The organism is Litoreibacter ponti (genome assembly GCF_003054285.1).
Taxonomy (GTDB): domain Bacteria; phylum Pseudomonadota; class Alphaproteobacteria; order Rhodobacterales; family Rhodobacteraceae; genus Litoreibacter; species Litoreibacter ponti.
Map to the genome: position 1 here is coordinate 2,254,536 of NZ_QBKS01000001.1, position 17,478 is coordinate 2,272,013.

Consider the following 17,478-nt stretch of genomic DNA (forward strand, 5'->3'; position numbering starts at 1 on the left):
GTCACTCCTTCAAAGGGGTTGCCAGCAATAATCCGATGGCAACCAGTTTCAGTGCGCACGGCACCAGGGCGTAGAGAATAGTCAGAGTCGTCAGAGCGTCGGCAGGGTTCTCCGCCGCGCCCGATTGGAAGCCTTGTGCCTCAAGAACCGGCAGCAGGATCGCCGCCGCAAAGGCCAAGGTGAATTTGCTCACCAGCGACCACAGGCCGAAGCCCTGACCGCCATTGGGCGAAATAGCGGCCATCCGCCGGGCGAACAGGGCGGGAAGCAGGGTCAGGTCCGCGCCGATTGTCGCACCCGAGGCGACGCAGATCGCCGCGAAGATCCAAACGTCGCCTGCACCCAGAAACATCACGCAGCCAAAGGCCGCAATGGCCATCACCATGGCCGACAGAAGCATGGGCTTCTCGCCCCACCGATCCGCGCCTCGCGCCCAAAGCGGCGCAGACGCCGCCGCAGCCAGGAAGAACAGCACCAGAAGCGGGCCTTCCCATCCCGGCGCGCCCAGGCGGCTTTCGACGTAGAACAGGAATAGGGTCGATGACACCGCCAACGGCGTTGCGTTGACCAGTGCCAACAACAGCAGGCGCCGGGCGACCTTGTCTTTCAGGATGGCGCCGATGGCCGTAGGCTCTTGCTCGACCTCGCCGGGCCATTCGGGAGCCATCAGGCTCGCCGCGATGATCGTCACCCCGGCAAAGCCCGCCGCAAAGGCCGCGAAAGGCGCGCTTATGACACCTTCCAGAAGCGTCGGCGTCACCGCAGCCACGCACACGCCCAGCAGCGCGCCGGTCTCGCGCCAGGCGGCGACCCGCGTGTGAGCGTCGCCGAGATCGCGCGCCTTGGTGATACCTTGGGCATAGAAGTTGATCGTCAGAAAGCTGAACGCGCTGAATAGACCGGTGATCATCAGGCCAAACCACCACACGGGCGAGATTGGCGGCGTGATCCCGAACAACCCCAGCATCGACAGTGCCAGGATCAGCGCGCCCGCGCTGACGGCGAACTTGCGGGCCGCGCCCAAACGCTCTGACACCCAGCCAAGCACCGGGTCTTGCACCACGTCCAGCAGGCGCAGCACGAACAGCACCGTGCCCAGTGTCGCGAGGCTGACGCCATAGGTGTCGGCGTAGAATTTCGGCGCATAGATATAAATCGGCAGCCCCGCCCCCGACAAAACGGCGGCGAAGAGCGCGTAGGCCCCCAATCGGTCGCCCATCTTCGGAAGCGCGGCAGAGGTCATCTTGAAACCTCCTCTGCAGGCGGCTCCGGCCGCGTGCGGAAGCTTGCGCCTTTCCACCACAGCTTGAACGCCTGCCAATGGATCAGCCCCAGCACCCGGCGCGACCCGAACGGGCGGCGCAGGCAGGCTTTCAGGATCGACAGGTTCGTCAGCGGACGGCGCTTGCCGGTTAGCGTCGCGAGCAGGCCATTGTTGCCTGCGTTGTAATCGATCCAGACGCCAACCTTGTCGCCAGTGAAATCAAAGCGGAACGTGTAGTCGCCTTCGACCGGCTGGAAGGGCGAAACATAGAAAATCTTCTGCGCGCTCAGCGTATCGCTCGGCGCGATCACTCGCATATCGTCATGGGCGCATAGGTAGGAATGGCGGTCGCCATAGGTGTTGGACACTTCCGGGATCACCGCTCGCAAACCGCCATCGGTATCAAAGCCCAGCCAGAACGAGACCGGGTTGAACACATGGCCCAGCACCCGCGGCTGCGCCAGCAGCTCAATCCGCGTTACAACGGCATCCAGCCCATGGGCCGCGAAGACCTCCCGCGCCCAAGGCAGGCCCACGCCATCCTTCGGCGCGCCGCCATGGTCACGATCATGCAGCGACACCAGATTGCGCCCGTTGCGCGAAAACAGCGCCGGGCCGGCCACGTCCTCGGACGGGTCAAACAGCACATAATCCACGCCGTAGCGGAAGGCGTTGTCCACCGCTCCCTTGCGCCCGTGGAAGGTCACGCCCGCGATATGATCGATGCCCCGGCTCACGCGGCCACAAGCCGTTCATCGCGCGCGGCGATGGCCCGCGCCACATCGAGGCCCGAGGAAAACCCGTCCTCGTGAAAGCCATTTTTCATCCATGCGCCACAGAACCACGTCCGGTTCGTGCCGTTCATGGCCGAGATCGTCTTCTGCGCCTGCAACGCCGCCAGATCGTAGACGGGGTGGTGGAAGGTGCGGGTTTCGTAGATCAACTCTTCGCGAATGTTGCGCGTGTTGTTGAGCGTCACGAACAGCGGGTCGTCATGGGGGATCGGCTGCAGCGAGTTCATCCAATAGGTCAGGTCGATCCGGTCGGTGCGTTTGACCACATCTTCGCAATAGACCCAGCTGGCCCAGACTTTGCGGCGCTTGGGCATCATCGACGTGTCGGCATGCAGTACCGCCTCGTTGGGCTGGTAGCGCACCGCGCCCAGCTGCGCGCGCTCCATCTTGGACGCGTCCGCCAGCATCGACAGCGCTTGGTCCGAGTGGGAGGCGAAGACGACCTCGTCAAACCGCTCCGGCGTGCCGCCTTCGCAGGTCACTTCGACTCGCTCGCCGCGCGTGACGGCCTTCACCGGCGCACCAAGTCGCAGGTCCACGCCCTGGTCCCGCAACGCGGATTCCAGCTTGGTGACATACTGGATCGATCCGCCCTTGACCGTGTACCACTGGTGCTGGCCTTCGTAGTCCAGCAGCGCGTGGTTCTTCATAAAGCGCACCAGCGCTTGGGCCGGGAAATCCATCATCCGGGAAACCGGCGTCGACCAGATCGCGCCGGTGAAGGGCAGCAAATACTTGTCGCGGAACCACGTGCCCGTGCCCAGCTGCCCCAGCATCTCGCCGATCGAAATGTCGGGGTCTTTCGCCACCCGCAGAGCGTGCTTGTTGAACTTCACAATGTCACGCACCATCCGCAGGAAGCGCGGGTCCACCGCGTTGCGGCGCTGCGCGAAGATCGCGTCAACCGAGTGCAGCGCGTATTCCAGCTTGCCGCCCTTCATCGAGGCGCCGAAGCTCATGTTGCTCTCGGTAGTCTCGACGCCCAGCTCGGCAAACAGCTCCACAAGGTGGGGGTAGTTGACCGTGTTGTAGACGATGAAGCCCATATCCACCGGCTGATCGCCCCGCTTGCCTGCGGTGACAGTGCAGGCGTGGCCGCCCAGGCGCGACTCGGCCTCGAACAGGACAACGCGGTGGGATTTCGACAGGGCGTGCGCCGCCCCCATGCCCGAGATGCCGCCCCCGATGACGGCGATGCGTTTGGGGGCGGTGATAAGTGGTTCAAAGGGCATTCGTGTCTCCGATAGTGGACAGGTGTCAACTTGAGATGACACTCTGCGCAGTAGATTTACAACCACTACGGATGCCAGCGCCAATTGGATTGAAGAGAAATCATTGATCCACTTCCCAATTGCGTGCGTAAGATGTGTATGTTGACGGGAGACAACACCTTCCAGCCCGCCGAGGACGCCGCTGCCACTGCGCAGAGCGCCGTGGCTATGCTGGCCAGAACGAACAAGGCGAAGAGACGCAAAGTGTCCCGCAACGTGAAAGATGACCTGCGATGGGTCGAATGTGTTCAGCGAATTCGGGACGCCCAGGACAGGGCAGCCTTCGCTGAGATATTCCGACACTTCGCGCCGCGGGTGAAGGCGTTCTTGATGAAGTCGGGAACGGATGCAGGGATGGCAGAAGAGTGCGCGCAGGATGTGATGGCGACGCTCTGGCACAAAAGCCACCTGTTTGACCCCGCACGGGCGTCGGTGAGCACCTGGGTGTTCACCATCGCGCGAAACCGGCGGATCGACATGCTGCGCAAGCAGCGGCGGCCCGAGCCGGACGAGTTAACATGGGGCCCAGAGCCGGAGCCGGAAGCGGCCGACGTGATGGAGCTGCAACAGGAGAGTGCCCGGTTGGCCGAAGCCTTGGCTGAGCTGCCGGAAAAACAGAGGGATCTGGTCCAAAAGGCCTTTTTCGGGGACCTGTCGCATAGCGAGATTGCGGCGGAAACTGGCCTGCCATTGGGCACGATCAAATCGAGGATACGTTTGGCGCTGGAACGACTGCGCCATGCAATGAAGTGAACGGGAAAATGGATCAGATCAAACATCATCTGAACGACCAGCTGTTGCTGTCCTATGCGGCCGGCAATCTGCCAGAGGCGTTCAATCTAGTCGTCGCCACACACATAACGATGTGCGACGAATGCCGTGCACGGCTGGGCGCATTTGAAGCCGTCGGCGGTGTCATGCTGCAAGACGCGGTGCCCGCATCCGCCAACCAACTGCCCGAGGTTGATCTTGACGCCACCATGGCGCGGATCGAACGCGGGTCGAAAGACGAAATTCGCGTTGCGGCCAAATCTGGCGAGCTACCCGCGGCATTACATGATTACATCGGTGGCAGTCTCGCGGATGTGAAATGGCGTTCCGTCGGGATGGGCGTGCGGCAGGCGATCCTGCCGACCTCCAAGGACGCGTCCGTGCGGCTGTTGTATATCCCCGCGGGGACCAAAGTTCCGGATCACGGTCATCGCGGGATGGAGCTGACACTCGTATTGCAAGGCGCGTTCCGCGACGAGCATGATCGTTTCGGCCCCGGCGACATCGAGATCGCGACCGAGGAAGATGAACACACTCCCATTGCCGAGATGGATGTGGACTGCATTTGCCTGTCAGCGACGGACGCACCTTTGAAATTCAATGGTTTGCTGCAACGTATCGCGCAACCATTCCTGCGCATCTGAGCCATTAAGCACAGTAGATTTAAGAAAAGGCGGGGCATCGACCCCGCCTTTTTTGCGTCAGCCGGTCGGCCGCAACTCAGAAGTGCTCTTTCACCTTATCAAACAACCTCCCGTGGGGCTCTCGCTCCCGGACCGGCTGCGCCGTCCAATCGACCGCATGGCGCAGCTTAGCTGATCTGGCGTCTTCGCGCAGGCGCATATCCAGCGCATACCAGTGCCTTGACAGATGGATAATCTGCGCAAGGCACAAAAGAATGAAGGCGACCTGTAGCATCGGTCTTCGTCTCCCTTGGATTCTGAACTGAACGGGCGGCATGTCAGAGGTCCGCCTCGTTAAAGAAACAGTTAACACCCCGTTCATGAACGGGACGTGAACGAGCCGAAAAAATGTCAGAAATCTGGCGCTACGATGAACGGGTGGTGTGAGCGCGGCTTTTAATCTTGCTTTATTGCGCCCTATGGCTCGACAATTCGGGCCACGGGCGGCACCGTCTCAATCGCCTCGTCGGGCTCATCAAACTCAAATGTATCGAGCCGCCGCGCGCGGGTGCCGGCTTTCTCGGCGGAGATCTTGATCTCCGAGATATCCTTGGCCGCTTGCCCGAAATGCCGGTCCAGGTTTTCCACCCGCGTGCCCAGTCGGTCTACATCTTTGTAAAGCAGCCCCAGCTCGCGTCGGATCGCACCCGCCTGCTCACGCATCCGCGCGTCCTTCAGGATCGCCCGCATCGTGTTCAGCGTGGCCATGCAGGTCGTCGGCGACACGATCCAGACCCGCGCCGCGAAGCCTTCGCGCACAACCTCAGGTAGCCGCGCATGCAGCTCGGCGTAGATCGCCTCCGATGGCAGGAACATCAGCGCCCCATCGGCCGTCTCCCCGTCGAGGATATACTTCTCCGAAATCGCCTTGATATGCACCCGCACCGCGGCCCCGAAATCTCGCAGCGCCCGTTTGGTCTGCTCGGGACCCTCGGCGGCGGCCAGCATCTCGAACGCCTCGAACGGAAACTTTGCGTCGATCACAATCGGCCCCGGAGGGTTCGGAAGGTGAATCAGACAGTCCGCCCGCTTCCCGTTCGAAAGCGTCGCCTGCATCTGGTAGGCATTCGCCGGCAGCGCCTTGGAGACGATGTCGTTGAGCTGGATTTCGCCAAACATCCCCCGCCGCTGCTTGTTCGACAGGATGTCTTGCAGCGACAGCACATCGCCCGACAGCTTCTCGATATTGCTCTGCGCACGGTCAATCGTCGCCAGCCGCTCCTGCAACTGGGTGAGGCTCTTAGTCGTCTTCTCCGAAGAGCCATGGAGCGTATCGTTCATCCGTTCTTGCAGATCAGACAGCGAGCGCGCGGATTTCATCGACGACTCGTGGAGCTTCTCGGCCATCTGCCGCTGCACCTCGGCCAGCCGAACTTCCATCGTCTGGATCGTCATGGTCTGACTTTTCGACAGGCTCTCCAGCCCGCCCGTCAGCTGCGATTGCCCTGCACCGAGGTTCTGCACGGTCTGGTTGAGCTGCCCCATCTGCATCATCATCGGCTCGACCGCCTTGGCGGATTTCAGCACCGCGCGCAGGGTGATGAAAAGGACCAACACAACGATAACTGCCGCCGCAGCGGCCAGAATGATGGGATCGTTCCATGTGTAGAATATGCCGTTAATCTCGATCATGTGCGTCCGAACAGCCGCTCGATATCGGCCAGTTTAAGCTCCACATAGGTGGGCCGCCCGTGATTGCATTGGCCGGAATGCGGCGTCGCTTCCATCTCGCGCAGCAGCGCGTTCATCTCGTCGGCACGCATCCAGCGGCCCGAGCGGATCGAGCCATGGCAGGCCACCCGCGAAAGCACCGCTTCGATCTTGTCGGCCACCAATTGCGTGTCACCCAGATCATCCAGCTCGTCGAGAATATCGCGCACCATCGCTTCGGCGTTCACCTCGCCCAGAATTGCTGGCGTTTCGCGCACCGCGATGGCCCCGGCCCCGAACGGCTCCAGCGTCAGGCCGAGTTTCGACAGGGCGTCGGCATGGGTCAGCAAAGTCTCGGCGTCCGCTTCGGACATCTCGACAATTTCGGGGATCAGCAAGGCCTGCGCGGCGACGCCATTCTCTGCCATCTGGCGCTTCAGCTTTTCATACACGAGCCGTTCATGGGCCGCGTGCTGATCGACGATCACCATACCGTCGCGTGTCTGGGCAATGATGTAGTTTTCATGCACCTGCCCGCGCGCGGCGCCAAGCGGTTGCTCGGCCTCTGGTACCGGATCGGGCTCGACCACGTCGACGCGTCCGTAGACGGGCTGCGTTTCGGCAAAACCCGGGGCTTGGGCCTGATAGGACGCGCGCATCGCGGTCTGGGACGGACGGTCCATCTGGTAGATCGGGCGCTCGACCCGCTCGGGCTGGAACGCGCCCAGCGTGGCATCCGATACGGTGGTCGAGGCGCGATGCCCTGCTTCTGCCAGCGCGTGTTTCAGCGCCGAGACAATCAGCCCGCGCGCGTTGCCCGGATCGCGGAAGCGGACCTCGGCCTTGGCCGGGTGCACGTTCACGTCCACGCGGGTCGGCGGCAGTTCTAAGAACAACACGCAGGCCGGGTGGCGGTCGCGGCTGAGGAAGTCAGAATAAGCCCCGCGCAGCGCGCCGATCAGCAGCTTGTCGCGGACAGGACGCCCGTTGACGAACAGGAACTGCGCCACGTTCGAGCCGCGCGAATAGGTCGGCAGAGCGGCGAAGCCGGTCAGGGTGATGCCCTCCCGCTCCGCATCAATAGGCAAAGCATTGTCCGCGAAATCCGCACCGAGGATTGACCGCAGCCGCGCCCCGAGCGCGTCGAACATGTCGCCCGATTGCGCATCGGCGCGAAAGGATACCCGGCCGGCCTCGTCACGCGTGATATCACGCACGGTGAAGCCCACGTAGGGCTCCGCCATGGCAAGGCGTTTGACTACGTCGAGAATGGCAGCGGTTTCCGCCCGATCAGAGCGTAGGAACTTCAGCCGCGCGGGCGTGGCGTAGAACAGGTTGCGCAGCTCGACGACCGTTCCCTTGGACAGGGCTGCAGGCTTGACCGCCCCCATCTCGCCGCCATCGACGGTGATGCTGGCCGCATCCGCGCCGTCGATCCGTGATGTGATGGTCATTCGGCCGACGGCCGCCATCGACGGCAAAGCCTCACCGCGAAAACCGAAGGTGTGGATGTTGAGCAGGTCAGAGCCGTCAATTTTCGAGGTCGCATGGCGCGACAGCGCAAGCGGCAAATCGGCGGCGGGAATGCCGTGGCCGTCATCGATGACCCGCAGCAGCGTCTTGCCCCCGTCTTTCAAACACAGCTCGATCCGGGTGGCCCCGGCATCGAGCGCGTTCTCGATCAGCTCCTTTACGGCAGAGGCCGGGCGCTCGACCACTTCGCCCGCGGCGATGCGGTTAACGGCGACCTCGTCCAACTGCCTGATTTGAGGCCGTTTTGCGGGCTGTGCACCGCCTATGTTGGGGCTGAGGTCATTCATACCCCAAGGTGTAGCATGCGTGGCCGCGATTCGGCCACGCGCTTCTTAATTCGACGCGGCCAGACCTTCGGGCCGTCCGACCACCACGAAATGCAAGTTCTCGGGCTTCATCAGCCGCGCCGCAACCCGCTTGATGTCTTCACCGGTCACCGCTTCAACCTTCGCGTTGCGCGTGTTGATATAGTCGATGGGCAAGTCGTCCATCTGCATAGCGGCAAGGATCGTGGCGATCTGGCCGTTGCCGTCGAACCGCAAGGGATAGGCTCCGGTCAGGTAAGTGATCGCGGTCGAAAGCTCTTCTTCTGTCACGCCCTCGGATGCGATCTTGGCCCATTCGTCGCGGATCACGTTGATCGCCTCGGCCACCACATCGTTCGATGAAGACACCTGGCCCATCACAAGTTCCACATGCTCGCGCAGGACGAGGTAGGAGTAGACGCCATAGGTCAGCCCGCGCTTCTCGCGGACCTCTTCCATCAGCCGCGAGCCGAAGCCACCGGCCCCCAACACCTGGTTCATCACGAAGGCAGGGAAGAAGTCAGGGTCTGTGCGCTTGATCCCCTCGTGCCCGAAGAGCGCGACGGATTGCGGCGTGTCGAATTCCACGACCGTCTCGCCACCGTCCAGAAGAAACGGCGCGGGCCCCGCCTGTGGTGCGCCCTCGGCGGGCAGATCGCCCAGAAGCGTGTCGAGCAAGGCGCCCAGCTCGGCCTCGGTAATGTCCCCAACGGCACCGATATGGATGCGGTCGAGCGCCAGCAGGTCTTTGTGGGACTGGATCAGATCATCGCGGGTCAGCAGAGCCACGCTTTCCTGCGTCCCCTCGATTGCCGTGGCATAAGGGTGGTCGCCATAGGCGAGCCGGGCAAAGGTCTTTCCTGCGATGTCGTTGGGGTCCTTCAGGTCGGACGCGATGATCGACTGGACCTGCGCGCGCACCCGCTCAATCGCGTCGGGATCAAAGCGCGGGGCGTTGATCGCCTTACGAAGCAACTCTACCGATGCGTCGCGGTTCTCGGTCAGGAATTGCGCCGAGACAGAGAAGCTGTCGGGCGAGACGTCGAAATCGAATTGAAGCGCCAGCTCTTCGGCGGCGGTCGCGAACTCGGTGGAGCGCAGATCGCCCGCGCCCTCATCCAGCAGGCCGGACATCAGGTAGGCCGCGCCGCGCTTGCCGTCCCGGTCGAGCGACGCGCCGCCCTTGAAGCGAATTTCCAGCGCCATGAACGGGATCGACGGCTCTTCCACCAACCAGGCCTTGATGCCACCGGGGGAGGTCACCTCCTTGATATCAATCGCGCTGGCAGCGTAGGCGGGCAGCGTCAGCAAGGCGAAAAAGCTCGCGGCGATGAAGCGGATCATTGGCTGACCTCCTCGGTGGATTTGCGGAACCAGCCGGTCACGGCCTTGTCGCGGTCGAACACGAGTGCTGCCGCCTGCATGATGTCATCTGCGGTGACGGCATCGAGGATCTTGGGCCAGTCCTGCACGTCCTGAACCGTCAGGCCAGAGGTCAGCGAGGCACCATATTCGCGGCCAAGACCGGACACGTCATCGCGCTCGTAAACGAGCGAGGCGCGGATCTGGCTTTTGACGCGCTCCAGCTGCTCCGGATCGACGCCATCCTGCATGAACTGCGCAATAACCGCGTCCATGTCGTCCTCGGCCTGCTGCAGCGTCAGGCCCGGGGCGGGAACCACGAAGATGCCGAAGGTTGTGTCGTCGTAATTCATGCCGTTGTAGAACGCAGATGTGTAGACCGCCTTCTGGCTGTCCTGCTGCAACGCACGGCCAAGCACGGAGGTGTTCGAGCTTCCCCCGAGGATCTGCGCGAGCAGCGTCAGTGCTGCTGCGGTTTCCTGCTCGCCCGGATCGCGCTCGGGCGCAAGATAGCTGCGGATCACATAGGGCTGCGCGACGCGTGGGTCTTCGAACACGATGCGCCGTTCCGCCAGCTGCGGCGGCTCTTCCACGCGGTCGCGCTCGCCGAGGCCTGGGGTCGGCTCAAGCGGGCCGTAGTATTTCTCGGCCAGAGCCTTCACCTCGTCCGGCTCCACATCGCCGGCGACGATTAGAACAGCCGCGTTCGGCGCGTAGAACTTTTTGTAGAAGGCCAGCGCGTCATCCATGTCCAGCTCTTCCATCTCGTGGCGCCAGCCGATGATCGGAATGCCATAGGGGTGGTTGAGGTATTGCGCGGCGCGTCGCTGCTCACCGAAGAGCGCGCCGGGATCGCTGTCGGTGCGCTGCGCGCGCTCTTCCAGGATCACCTTACGCTCGGTGATGATATCTTCTTCGGTCAACCGAATGTTGCGCATCCGGTCGGCTTCCATCTTCATCATCAGCTCAAGACGGTCGGCGGCGATGCGCTGGAAATAGCCGGTGTAGTCCCAAGACGTGAACGCATTGTCAGAGCCGCCATTGGCCTCGACCACGGCGGAGAATTCGCCCGCTTCCATCTCCTCGGTCGCCTTGAACAGCAGATGTTCGAGGAAATGCGCAACTCCCGACGCACCGGCGGGCTCGTCGGCGGCACCGGCCTTGTACCACAGCATGTGAACCACCACCGGGGCGCGGTGATCTTCCAGCACAACGGCCTCGAGACCGTTGTCGAGCGTGAATGTCGTGATCTTGTCTTCCGCCGCTGCAGGCAGGGCAAGCAGTACGGGGGCGATCAGGCAGGCAAAGAAACGGCGCATAAGCATCCTTTGGGTTAATCAGCTTGTTGGAAAGATGGCACCACCGCTGGCAAAATCAACCAACCCAACGGGGATGTGAGCGATCTAGTCTTCGGTGCTTTCGGGCGGGGCCGAAACCGTGCGTACGCCAAGCCGCCGCATCCGTTCCAGTTCGCGGTACTGATCGAGCGACTGCTCTGCATAGGCCTCGAAGTAGACATTCACATTGAAAAGCCGCTCCAGAATACGGCCGTCATTGTCGCGACGGTATTCCAGATCCTCTTCCGCGAGGGCTGTGCGAATATTGGGCGTAACGCCGTAGCGGGACGCGTAGTTTACGAGGCCCCCGTCACGGATGCCGCCCGCCGGATTGCCGCCAAGCGCAACGGTCGCGTCGGCCAAGGGCGTCGGATCAACGCGGTTGCTGCCGCCGCGCGTGGGCGCAGGCAAGGCGCTGTAGTCATCAGGCAAGGTGAGCGGCTTGTTGGGCAGGATCGAGAATTCGTCCGGGCCGACCTGCTGGGACTTGATGTTCAGCAGGCTGGGCTCGGCGTTACGGTCGCACGCCGACAGCACCATTGCGGCACAGATTCCGGCTAGGATCATCGCGTGGCGTGGCATGTCGGATCGCTCCTGCTCTGTCTTTTGGGCTGTTTTAACCTATCGGCGCGAGATCGTCACGAGGCTTCTTTCCCCGCGTCCTTCTTCGGATCGGTGTCGAAGATCACCAATGCGAAAGCCCCTGCGAAGATCCAGATATCGGCGATATTGAAAATGAAGGGATTGTCGATGCCGCAGCAAGACATGTTCAGGAAATCCGCGACCGCACCATAGACCACCCGATCAAGCGCGTTCGCCACGGCACCGCCCACAATCAGGCCGACGCCGATTAACACGATGGGCTTGCGCGGCGCCTTGCGCGCCCACCACAGCAAGATGCCCGAGATGAAGACGGCCAGCGCGACAAGGACCCACCGCGCAAAGTCGGGCGAGCCGGAGAACAGCCCAAAGTTGATGCCGGGGTTCCAGCCGAATTTGAACACGACCAGCGGCGGCAGTATCTCGACCATATCGCCCACGCGCATGCCCATGCCGTACATGACATAGAGCTTCGACAGCTGGTCCGTCAGAAACGCCGCGAGGGCAGCGAGCGCGAGCCGTCCCATATCAGTGCCGGAAGTGGCGCATGCCGGTGAAGACCATGGCAAGGCCCAGCTCGTCGGCGGCGGCGATCACTTCGTCATCACGCATCGAGCCGCCGGGTTGGATCAGCGCGGTCGCACCCGCTTCCGCCGCCGCTTGCAAACCGTCCGCAAAGGGGAAGAACGCATCAGAGGCCACGGCGGAGCCAATCGTGCGCGGCTCTGGCAGGCCCAGAAGCTCCTGCACGTCGACCGCCTTGCGCGCAGCGATGCGCGAGCTGTCCACCCGGCTCATCTGCCCCGCGCCGATACCGACGGTCGCGCCGTCCTTGACGTAGACGATGGCGTTGGATTTCACATGCTTGGCGACCCGCCACGCAAACAGCATATCGGCCATTTCCTGATCGGTGGGCGACCGCTTGGTCACGAGCTTCAGCTCGTTTTCGGTGATGCGGCCATTGTCCTTGTCCTGCACCAACAGGCCGCCGGAGACCTGGCGCACGGTCAGGGCCGCAGTCACCGGGTCGGGCAGGCCATCAGTGGTCAACAGGCGCAGGTTCTTCTTCTTGGCAAAGATCGCGCGGGCGGCGTCATCGGCGCCGGGGGCGATAACGACCTCGGTGAAGATGCCGCTGATCTCCTCCGCTGTCGCGGCGTCGAGCGGCTGGTTCACCGCGATGATCCCGCCGAAGGCCGAGGTCTGGTCGCATTCAAACGCCTTTTTGTAGGCCTCGGCCACCGTCGCGCCGCGCGCTACGCCGCAGGGGTTGGCGTGCTTGATGATCGCGACCGCAGGGCCGTCTTTCGGGTCGAATTCGGCGACCAGCTCGAACGCGGCATCGGTGTCGTTGATGTTGTTGTATGACAGCTCCTTGCCCTGATGCTGCTGCGCGGTGGCGACCCCGGGGCGGGCGGAGCCGTCGGTGTAGAACGCCGCCTGCTGATGCGGGTTCTCGCCGTAGCGCAGGGTCTGAGCCAACGTGCCCGCAAAGGACTTGCGGCGCGGCGTCTCGCCCAGCGCCTCTGCCATCCACGACGACACCGCCGTGTCGTAAGCCGCCGTGCGCGAATAGGCGGTTAATGCAAGGCGCTGGCGGAACGCGTAGCTGGTTGCGCCGTCATTTGAATTAAGCTCCGCCAAGACGGGCTCGTAGTCCTGCACGTCCGTCACGACGTTGACGAATTTGTGGTTCTTCGCAGCGGACCGCAGCATCGCGGGGCCGCCGATGTCGATATTCTCGATACATGTCGCGTAATCCGCGCCTTTGGCGACAGTTTCCTCGAACGGGTAGAGGTTGACCACCAGCAGGTCGATCGCGCCGATCCCGTGCTCTGTCATCGCCGCCACATGGCCGTCATCATCGCGCAGGGCCAGAAGGCCGCCGTGGACGATCGGATGCAGCGTCTTCACACGGCCATCCATCATCTCGGGGAAGCCTGTCACCTCCGACACATCCTTGACTGCGAGACCCGCATCGCGGATCGCAGAGGCCGTCCCCCCGGTCGAGAGCAGCTCAACACCGTGGCCGATCAGCGCGCGGGCGAAATCGATCAGGCCGGTTTTGTCGGACACGGAAATAAGCGCGCGGCGCACGGGGACGAGATCGGTCATGGAGTTCCTTCGAAGGTCAGTTGGCAGTCGTTACTTCAACGCCAGCTCAAGCTCCTCATCCACATCGCGCAAGTAGGACGGCGTATCCTGCGCCTTGGCCAAGGACCAGCTGACCTGGCTCGCATACTCCATCACGCGGGAGGATAAAACGATCTGTTTGGCCGCACGTGGCTTCAGACGTCCTTTTTCCAGATAAACGCTCGGCTCAACTGTCATTTTGACGCCTTGGGACGTGCGGAACACCCAGATCTCGCCGCTTTTCAGCGCCAGTGAGACCGCCGTGCCGCCCATGTCGAGCTCTGCGTCGACCTCCGGATGCAGATGGAAGCGAAGCGTGTAGGGCACGCCTTGCAGCGACACCGCGTCCATGTGCTTTTCGAATTGAACCCGGTCTGTCTCTGACAAAGCGGCAAGCGTGTCCTCGCCCGTCACCCGGCGCCCGTCGAGGCTGACCTCGATCTTGCGCACATGGGTCAGACCGAAGTCGCGGATATAGGCATCGTGGCTTGCGACAAGCTCGGTTGCGTCCTCGACGCTTTCTTTCCGGGCGGTGACGGTCCGCGGCGCGCTGGTCAGCAGCTCGAACCCGGCCTGTTGGGTCAACTTGGCAGATGAAACACCGTCGATGGACAGGGTGCTGTGGGACGGCGTCGCCCGCCCCGCGCGGCGCCATTCGGCCCCAAAGGGCGCGCCGGAGCCGCAATTGACGATCACCGGGCGGCGGCCCGATGTCAGCTCAAAGGCCAATGTGCTGGCATGGGCAGCTTGCGACGCGTTGCGCGCGGGCGGCGCGCTTGCGTCGACCACGACAGAACTTCGCCCTCCTGACAGGCGCGCATATCCCATCGCAAGTCCGTCGCGCGGGCTGGCCTTTACACCGCTGCTTGCCAGGGCGTGATCAAGGCGTCCCTCCGGCCCACGCCCACCGCCATGGAACCGCGCCAGCGCGCCGTCAGCGTGGCGCAACGCGCGCAGGGTCGGCGCGATCCGCGCAATCGCCTCTGTGTGAGAAGGGAGCGGCTCATGGCCTGTCTCCTGCAGGGCGGCGGCGGCCCAGGTCAGCAGGGTAAAGACCTCCAAAAGCTCTTCGGGGTTGCGGGTCGGAATACCGCCTTCCGCGTCGATCTGGTCGGCGCATTCGCGGGCCAGCGCATTCGTCGCGGGCACCACGAAGCGCTCCATCCCGCCAAGGCTCAGCCCGGCATAAAGCAAACCTGTCAACGCCTCAAACCGCGGCAATCCGCGGGAGGCGACAGACCATCTGCGCCCCAGATAATTCGCCTGATGCGCAAGCGATTTGAAGTACCGGTCATTGGCCTCGGGCGGTTGGCCGTTCATCAAGAAGACAGCGTGGTTGATCCACCGGATCAGCCTGCGCCCGGTCAGATCCGGCGACCACCCGTTGCCACGCCCGCTGCCGTAGAGCGCGATCCACTCATGCACCCAGGCCTGCGCCAACTGGCGAGAGCGGCGATCCCCGACCGATGCCAGATCATCGAGCCATGTGAACCCGTTCAGCTCCGCCTCGTACATCGCGTCTGGCGGCGTGATGTCCCACAGCGAGCGTGCGCCCGCCTGCACCAGATGCCCGCCAAACTGAAAATTGCCGACCGCAAGCTGCTTGCCGCGCGCATAGGAGCCGATCGTGCGCGGCTCTGGCTGCGACACGAAGCTCGTCGCTTGCGCCCCCATCGCTGCGAGGCGCGCGTGCACCCGGTCCATCAACGTCATATTTCGCTCCACCAGTGGGGTGGCGACTGCCTTGGCCTCAATGCTCATATCACCGACTTTTCGTCTGTTTCTTTTAAGAAGCAGTTTAGGCCGAGCGATTTGATCCTGTCACCGATTATTCCGGTTTGCGCAGCGCGATCATGAAGAAGCCGTCCAGACCGCCGCGTTCGGGCCACAGGTTCGGGGTAATCCGCAAGCCGCCGACCCGACTGCGCCATTCCGAGGGCACGCCGGTTGGGCGCGTCTCGATCTCGACGAGGCCATGCCGCTCCATCGCCGTCTTGGCCTGACGCTCGCCTTCGTCGAAGAGCAGCGAACAGGTGCAATAGACCAACCGCCCGCCGGGTTTCAGAAGGCTCACGGCGGCGTCGATCATGTCCGACTGCAACGCGCACAGTTCGGCCATGGCGGAACCATTCTTGACGAAAGGCAAGTCGGGGTGCCGCCGGATCGTGCCAGTGGCAGAGCACGGCGCGTCGAGCAGGATCGCGTCAAACGGCGGCGCATCAAAGTTCAGCGCATCCTCGATGACCAGATCAGCCACCATGCCGGTGCGCGAGAGGTTCTGCTCGACCCGCGCCATCCGCTCGGACGAAACATCGAGCGCTACGACCTCGGCGCCGGTCGCTGCAAGCTGCATGGTCTTGCCGCCTGGTGCGGCGCACATGTCGAGCACCCGCTCGCCCTTGGACGCGCCAAGCATTTGGGCGGCGATGGCGGCAGCGGCATCCTGCACCCACCACGCGCCTTCCTCGTAGCCATCAAGCTCGGAGACTTGAACATTGCGCGCGATGCGGAGCGAGCCCGTTGGCAGCACCTCCGCCCCAAGGCGCCCGGCCCACTCCGTGGTCTTGGCCTCGTCACGCAAGGTCAGGTCCAGCGGCGCACCGGCCTGATGGGCCGCCTCGATGGCCTGTGTCTGCTCTTCATCAAGCAGATGCACGATCCGGGGCCGCAGCCATTTGGGCAGTTTTGACGGGGGCAGATCAGGCCACATCTGCGGCCCTTCGGTCGCGACCTTGCGCAGCACGGCGTTGGCCAGACCAGCCATGCGGGGCGAGTTGCCGGAGCGCTTCATCAGGTTCACAGCACTGTCGACGACACCATGGGCCGCCGCCCCCTCGACGCAGAGCTCGACGACGGCGAGGCGCAGAACGTTGATCGCCTTTGCTGGCGGCATCTTGTCCACGAATTGCGAGATCACAGTATCGGCGCGCCCGAGCTCCCGCAGGGTGGTGACCGCCAGCCGCTGCGCCCGCGCACGATCCGCGGGCTCCAGCCGGTCAAGCAGGCCTGCGCCCAGCAGTGTCGAAAGTTGCTCTTTCTCCTCGAGCACCCCGCGCATCAGCATAACGGCCGCCTGCCGGGCAGGCAGGCCCGTGGGGGGCGGGCTATGGGGTCGCACCATGCTTGTCTCCTTTGTCACGGGCCGTATATCAAGCCAGAGACCGGAACAAGGAGTGGGACATGGACGAGCGCGACGATCTTCCCCCCGCAGCACAGCGCGCGCTGGCCGAAGCCGCCGAGCGCAAGAAAAAAGAAAAAGCGCTTGAGCTTCCAAAAGAGCTGGGCGGACGCGACGGACCGGAACCGGTCCGATACGGCGACTGGGAAAAGAAGGGAATCGCGATCGATTTCTAGGACGCGGAAGTTCGGCGGATTCTAGCGCATCCGTAGGTCAGCATACCGTCCCGTGCCGCGATCAGACTGAAACCGGATCACGTCACCATTGACCCGGACCTCTTGGCAATTTGGTCCAAGGTCCATCTCGCCCCAGAACAGATCACGGCAGAAGTAGCCGTCTTTCCAATTCCATTTGCCGTCCACCTTGCGGCCATAGGCCTTACCCCCGATATCGCCGTCGGAGGACACGTTTACCGAAATTCCAAGCATTGTCAGGTCCTTGCCTTTGACGACCTGCATGAATTGGGACTTGGTGCTGATCTTCTCGAACCCTTCAGAGGCCGCAGTTGCAGATGCGGGAAGAGCGATTGCGGCTGCGATGCAGGCGGAGCGATAGAATGACATGGCGTGGTTCTCCCAAAGCTATGGAAATATTACG

At 63.0% G+C, this 17,478-nt stretch carries 17 protein-coding genes; 3 read left to right on the forward strand and 14 right to left on the reverse strand.

What is annotated here, in order from left to right; genetic code table 11:
• Nucleotide 1: 1 nt before the first annotated feature.
• Genes C8N43_RS11470 through C8N43_RS11480 form a run of 3 tightly spaced genes read right to left on the reverse strand, consistent with a single transcriptional unit; the run spans nt 2 to nt 3,290 of the window.
• The gene (locus C8N43_RS11470; RefSeq protein WP_107845726.1) at nt 2-1,243 is read right to left on the reverse strand and encodes an MFS transporter; all 1,242 of its coding nucleotides are present in this window, start codon (nt 1,241-1,243) and stop codon (nt 2-4) included.
• On the reverse strand, nt 1,240-2,001 hold the full coding sequence (locus tag C8N43_RS11475) for a DUF1365 domain-containing protein (protein WP_107845727.1): 762 nt from the start codon (nt 1,999-2,001) through the stop codon (nt 1,240-1,242). Before C8N43_RS11475 ends, C8N43_RS11470 begins: the two co-directional genes overlap by 4 nt.
• The gene (locus tag C8N43_RS11480) at nt 1,998-3,290 is read right to left on the reverse strand and encodes an NAD(P)/FAD-dependent oxidoreductase (protein ID WP_107845728.1); all 1,293 of its coding nucleotides are present in this window, start codon (nt 3,288-3,290) and stop codon (nt 1,998-2,000) included. The genes C8N43_RS11475 and C8N43_RS11480 overlap by 4 nt, the downstream gene beginning before the upstream one ends.
• Nucleotides 3,291-3,428: 138 nt before the next feature.
• On the opposite strand from C8N43_RS11480, the gene C8N43_RS11485 reads away from it, so the two are divergent.
• Both C8N43_RS11485 and C8N43_RS11490 read left to right on the forward strand, forming a co-directional pair.
• Complete coding sequence (locus C8N43_RS11485; protein ID WP_107845729.1) at nt 3,429-4,082, forward strand: sigma-70 family RNA polymerase sigma factor; 654 nt, start codon at nt 3,429-3,431, stop codon at nt 4,080-4,082.
• 8 nt (nt 4,083-4,090) lie between these two features.
• A complete protein-coding gene (locus C8N43_RS11490; protein ID WP_107845730.1) occupies nt 4,091-4,744 on the forward strand; it encodes a ChrR family anti-sigma-E factor in 654 nt (217 codons plus the stop codon).
• A 76-nt stretch (nt 4,745-4,820) separates the two neighbouring features.
• Here C8N43_RS11490 and C8N43_RS11495 read toward each other — a convergent pair whose 3' ends face one another.
• From C8N43_RS11495 to C8N43_RS11540, 10 genes are all read right to left on the reverse strand, one after another.
• Nucleotides 4,821-5,018 (reverse strand): hypothetical protein, encoded by a 198-nt coding sequence (locus C8N43_RS11495; RefSeq protein ID WP_107845731.1) that lies wholly within the window; start codon nt 5,016-5,018, stop codon nt 4,821-4,823.
• A 182-nt stretch (nt 5,019-5,200) separates the two neighbouring features.
• Entirely contained in the window at nt 5,201-6,415 is a 1,215-nt protein-coding gene (locus tag C8N43_RS11500) for a DNA recombination protein RmuC (protein ID WP_107845732.1), read from the reverse strand.
• A complete protein-coding gene (gene mutL / locus C8N43_RS11505) occupies nt 6,412-8,253 on the reverse strand; it encodes a DNA mismatch repair endonuclease MutL (protein ID WP_107845733.1) in 1,842 nt (613 codons plus the stop codon). Before mutL ends, C8N43_RS11500 begins: the two co-directional genes overlap by 4 nt.
• A gap of 45 nt (nt 8,254-8,298) precedes the next feature.
• Entirely contained in the window at nt 8,299-9,615 is a 1,317-nt protein-coding gene (locus C8N43_RS11510; protein ID WP_107845734.1) for a M16 family metallopeptidase, read from the reverse strand.
• The gene (locus C8N43_RS11515; RefSeq protein ID WP_425437061.1) at nt 9,612-10,958 is read right to left on the reverse strand and encodes a M16 family metallopeptidase; all 1,347 of its coding nucleotides are present in this window, start codon (nt 10,956-10,958) and stop codon (nt 9,612-9,614) included. The genes C8N43_RS11510 and C8N43_RS11515 overlap by 4 nt, the downstream gene beginning before the upstream one ends.
• A gap of 78 nt (nt 10,959-11,036) precedes the next feature.
• On the reverse strand, nt 11,037-11,552 hold the full coding sequence (locus tag C8N43_RS11520) for a DUF3035 domain-containing protein (RefSeq protein ID WP_107845736.1): 516 nt from the start codon (nt 11,550-11,552) through the stop codon (nt 11,037-11,039).
• A gap of 56 nt (nt 11,553-11,608) precedes the next feature.
• The gene (lspA, locus tag C8N43_RS11525) at nt 11,609-12,097 is read right to left on the reverse strand and encodes a signal peptidase II (protein ID WP_107845737.1); all 489 of its coding nucleotides are present in this window, start codon (nt 12,095-12,097) and stop codon (nt 11,609-11,611) included.
• Nucleotide 12,098: 1 nt separating this feature from the next.
• The gene (gene purH, locus C8N43_RS11530; protein ID WP_107845738.1) at nt 12,099-13,685 is read right to left on the reverse strand and encodes a bifunctional phosphoribosylaminoimidazolecarboxamide formyltransferase/IMP cyclohydrolase; all 1,587 of its coding nucleotides are present in this window, start codon (nt 13,683-13,685) and stop codon (nt 12,099-12,101) included.
• 30 nt (nt 13,686-13,715) lie between these two features.
• Nucleotides 13,716-15,464 carry a heparinase II/III family protein gene (locus tag C8N43_RS11535; protein ID WP_245912978.1) on the reverse strand — a complete coding sequence of 583 codons (1,749 nt, stop codon included), beginning with the start codon at nt 15,462-15,464 and terminating at the stop codon, nt 13,716-13,718.
• A gap of 67 nt (nt 15,465-15,531) precedes the next feature.
• On the reverse strand, nt 15,532-16,824 hold the full coding sequence (locus tag C8N43_RS11540; RefSeq protein WP_107845739.1) for an RsmB/NOP family class I SAM-dependent RNA methyltransferase: 1,293 nt from the start codon (nt 16,822-16,824) through the stop codon (nt 15,532-15,534).
• 59 nt (nt 16,825-16,883) lie between these two features.
• On the opposite strand from C8N43_RS11540, the gene C8N43_RS11545 reads away from it, so the two are divergent.
• Nucleotides 16,884-17,057, forward strand: a complete 174-nt coding sequence (locus C8N43_RS11545) for a DUF1674 domain-containing protein (RefSeq protein WP_107845740.1) — start codon at nt 16,884-16,886, stop codon at nt 17,055-17,057.
• A 21-nt stretch (nt 17,058-17,078) separates the two neighbouring features.
• On the opposite strand, the gene C8N43_RS11550 is transcribed toward C8N43_RS11545, so the two are convergent.
• Nucleotides 17,079-17,444: a dihydrodipicolinate reductase gene (locus C8N43_RS11550; protein WP_107845741.1), complete on the reverse strand. Its 366-nt coding sequence runs from the start codon at nt 17,442-17,444 to the stop codon at nt 17,079-17,081.
• Nucleotides 17,445-17,478: the final 34 nt, after the last annotated feature.

Excerpts from the sequence above, each read along its gene's own strand:
- C8N43_RS11470 (WP_107845726.1), bottom strand. The coding sequence starts at position 1,243 with ATGACCTCTGCCGCGCTTCCGAAGATGGGCGACCGATTGGGGGCCTAC.
- C8N43_RS11480 (WP_107845728.1), bottom strand. The coding sequence starts at position 3,290 with ATGCCCTTTGAACCACTTATCACCGCCCCCAAACGCATCGCCGTCATC.
- C8N43_RS11485 (WP_107845729.1), top strand. The coding sequence starts at position 3,429 with ATGTTGACGGGAGACAACACCTTCCAGCCCGCCGAGGACGCCGCTGCC.
- C8N43_RS11490 (WP_107845730.1), top strand. The coding sequence starts at position 4,091 with ATGGATCAGATCAAACATCATCTGAACGACCAGCTGTTGCTGTCCTAT.
- C8N43_RS11495 (WP_107845731.1), bottom strand. The coding sequence starts at position 5,018 with ATGCTACAGGTCGCCTTCATTCTTTTGTGCCTTGCGCAGATTATCCAT.
- C8N43_RS11500 (WP_107845732.1), bottom strand. The coding sequence starts at position 6,415 with ATGATCGAGATTAACGGCATATTCTACACATGGAACGATCCCATCATT.
- mutL (WP_107845733.1), bottom strand. The coding sequence starts at position 8,253 with ATGAATGACCTCAGCCCCAACATAGGCGGTGCACAGCCCGCAAAACGG.
- C8N43_RS11510 (WP_107845734.1), bottom strand. The coding sequence starts at position 9,615 with ATGATCCGCTTCATCGCCGCGAGCTTTTTCGCCTTGCTGACGCTGCCC.
- C8N43_RS11515 (WP_425437061.1), bottom strand. The coding sequence starts at position 10,958 with ATGCTTATGCGCCGTTTCTTTGCCTGCCTGATCGCCCCCGTACTGCTT.
- C8N43_RS11520 (WP_107845736.1), bottom strand. The coding sequence starts at position 11,552 with ATGCCACGCCACGCGATGATCCTAGCCGGAATCTGTGCCGCAATGGTG.
- lspA (WP_107845737.1), bottom strand. The coding sequence starts at position 12,097 with ATGGGACGGCTCGCGCTCGCTGCCCTCGCGGCGTTTCTGACGGACCAG.
- purH (WP_107845738.1), bottom strand. The coding sequence starts at position 13,685 with ATGACCGATCTCGTCCCCGTGCGCCGCGCGCTTATTTCCGTGTCCGAC.
- C8N43_RS11535 (WP_245912978.1), bottom strand. The coding sequence starts at position 15,464 with ATGAGCATTGAGGCCAAGGCAGTCGCCACCCCACTGGTGGAGCGAAAT.
- C8N43_RS11540 (WP_107845739.1), bottom strand. The coding sequence starts at position 16,824 with ATGGTGCGACCCCATAGCCCGCCCCCCACGGGCCTGCCTGCCCGGCAG.
- C8N43_RS11545 (WP_107845740.1), top strand. The coding sequence starts at position 16,884 with ATGGACGAGCGCGACGATCTTCCCCCCGCAGCACAGCGCGCGCTGGCC.
- C8N43_RS11550 (WP_107845741.1), bottom strand. The coding sequence starts at position 17,444 with ATGTCATTCTATCGCTCCGCCTGCATCGCAGCCGCAATCGCTCTTCCC.